The sequence below is a fragment of the Desulforegula conservatrix Mb1Pa genome, from assembly GCF_000426225.1.
Classification (GTDB): Bacteria; Desulfobacterota; Desulfobacteria; order Desulfobacterales; family Desulforegulaceae; genus Desulforegula; species Desulforegula conservatrix.
In genome coordinates this window covers 1-2,386 of the sequence record NZ_AUEY01000157.1, presented here as the reverse complement: position 1 = coordinate 2,386, position 2,386 = coordinate 1, and the positions used below count along the sequence as shown (strand labels likewise).

Genomic DNA, 2,386 nt, shown 5'->3' with positions numbered 1-2,386 from the left:
GCGCCCTTGCGATTCGGATTGATTTCCCCTCGGACGGGGTATCTCTGCTTTCTTTCAAACAGACGGGGGCACGGCTTTGCCGGGCAAACAAAATAAGAATATTATGTATAATATTCTTTATAATATTTTTTAAGACATCGCCTCAAGAATAACTTTATTTTAGGTAGATATTTATGTATATTATATTTAATATTATTAACGCTATTTTTAATTCTGTATATATCTAATAATATGATAAATAATTAATAATACATTTAATATTATTAATATGAGAAGAGCTTTATAGTCATCAAAAAAAATGTGAGGAAAAATGACAGAAAGAATTAATTTTTTGACCACAAAAGAGATGAAAGATCGAATAGAAATAGCAGCGAAACAAACAGGACAAACATCATCTGATATTGTTCGGCATGCTCTTGATCTGTATTTTCAAAAAAATGAAAATACAGAAATATTAAACGCAATTCTTCAACGACTAGATGCAATAAAAAACACCACAGAAAACACTGAAAGGCATGCCTCAAGAACCAATATTTTTTTAAATCTCTCGGCTGAACATTTTATGAATTCTGAAGAATATGAAGAACTAAGGAAAATTGTTAAAGAAGATCTTGAGAAGAAATATAATTTAAAATGAGGTGATTAGTAATGAAACAAATAGAATCTTATAATTGGTTTGAAACAATTCTCCTTGTTATAGAAAAGAATTCCAGAAGGTTTTATATTACAATTATCACTTGCCTTATATTTCATGCATTAACATTATTTTTAATACTATTTTTTTGGTTAGACAGCTTTGATTTTCAAATTATTTTTACTCTAATTAAAGGCTGGGTTTTTTCTATTTTTTCACCGGATAAAGGTGTGCCTTTTAAACTATTTAATAAAATTTATCATTTGAATAGTGTTGATGTTCATAAATACATTACCGATTTAGTAATCCCTCATACGCAAATAAGGCATAAATTTATTTTGTCAGTTTATAGCAGTTTTTTATCATATTTAAGTGCACCTATTTTGTTTTATTTTTTTTTGAAAAAATTGAAAATTAAAGCAACCAAGGAGTATATAACAGGATCACAATTAATATCTTCAAAAGAATTTAATCTCCAAATTATGGATAAGAATCGTTATTTACCTTTTGGTAAAGATATTAAGTTGCCAGTAGCATATGAAACGAAACACTTACTACTGGTTGGAAGTACAGGGTCAGGTAAAACGGTGCTGCTGAGTCGTATAATTAATGCTGCAATCAAACGTAAAAACAATTGTGTTATTTATGATTATAAAGGCGATTATTCTTCTAAATTTTTTAATAAAAAAACAGACCATTTATTTAATCCACTGGATGATAGGTGTTTAAAATGGAATGTTTTCAATGATATCGAAAATAATGATGATATTGAAGCATTTTCAGCTTCATTGATTCCTCCAGCTATTGGATCAGATAGTAAATTTTGGAATGATGCTGCCAGAGATGTTTTGACCGGAATTATTGTATACTTGCATCAAAATAATAAGAAAACAAATAAAGATATTTGGGAAACAATAACATTAGATATTAAAGATATAGCTGAACTTTTGAAAAAAACTCCTGGGGCAGAAAGAGGATATGCATACATACAGTATGAATCAAGTACGCAAGCATTAAATATTGTTGGCAGACTAATACATTACACTAAGAGTTTCGAATATCTGCAACATATTGACGGAAGTTTTTCAATCAGGAAATGGTTACAAGATCCTAAATTCAATATATTCGTTTCAAACCATTCAAATACTAAAGACTATCTTAAGCCAATTTTAAGTGCATTTGTCGATTTAATGGGCCGTCATTTTATTTCATTGAAGAATGATTCTTATAGGAGAGTTTTCTTTTTCCTTGATGACTTTGGAACGCTTCAACATTTACCATCAATTTTAAATTTACAAATATTCGGTACATCAAAAGGGGCTTCAGTTTGGATTGGGATTCAGGATCTTGGACAATTAGAAAATATATACGGAAAGGATATAAGCTCTATAATTACTCGTGCTTGCAGTAATTCAGTTTATCTTAGAGTTTCTGATCCTATTACAAGCCAATATTTGTCAGATAAAATTGGTAAGGCAGTATTTTCTGTCTCTAAAGAAAGATATTCTATGGGGGATCTGGATAATCGACATAGTTCGAATTTGTTTAAAAGTGAGAAAACTGAAAATTTGGTAAAAACTTCTGAACTTATGGCTTTGAAAGATTTGGAGGGCTATGTCTTTTTTTGCGGGACTAATATAACTAAAGTTAAATTTCCATCTGATTACCACTCTGCTTCAGCCATAGAAAGCATGGTTGATGGCATGGGTGGAGTCCTAAGAGCAACATAAATCAGTCTGTGAATCATGGACG

Annotated in this window: 2 protein-coding genes; both read left to right on the top strand. The window is 30.1% G+C overall.

The window, feature by feature from the left end; translation table 11 throughout:
• Window positions 1–310 precede the first annotated feature (310 nt).
• Window positions 311–637, top strand: coding sequence for a hypothetical protein (locus K245_RS0121385; protein ID WP_027360791.1), 327 nt, complete (start codon window positions 311–313; stop codon window positions 635–637).
• A gap of 11 nt (window positions 638–648) precedes the next feature.
• Window positions 649–2,364: a type IV secretion system DNA-binding domain-containing protein gene (locus tag K245_RS0121380; RefSeq protein ID WP_027360790.1), complete on the top strand. Its 1,716-nt coding sequence runs from the start codon at window positions 649–651 to the stop codon at window positions 2,362–2,364.
• Window positions 2,365–2,386: the final 22 nt, after the last annotated feature.

What these genes read in the sequence shown, in the direction of transcription:
- K245_RS0121385 (WP_027360791.1), top strand. Translation starts at nt 311, where the DNA reads ATGACAGAAAGAATTAATTTTTTGACCACAAAAGAGATGAAAGATCGA.
- K245_RS0121380 (WP_027360790.1), top strand. Translation starts at nt 649, where the DNA reads ATGAAACAAATAGAATCTTATAATTGGTTTGAAACAATTCTCCTTGTT.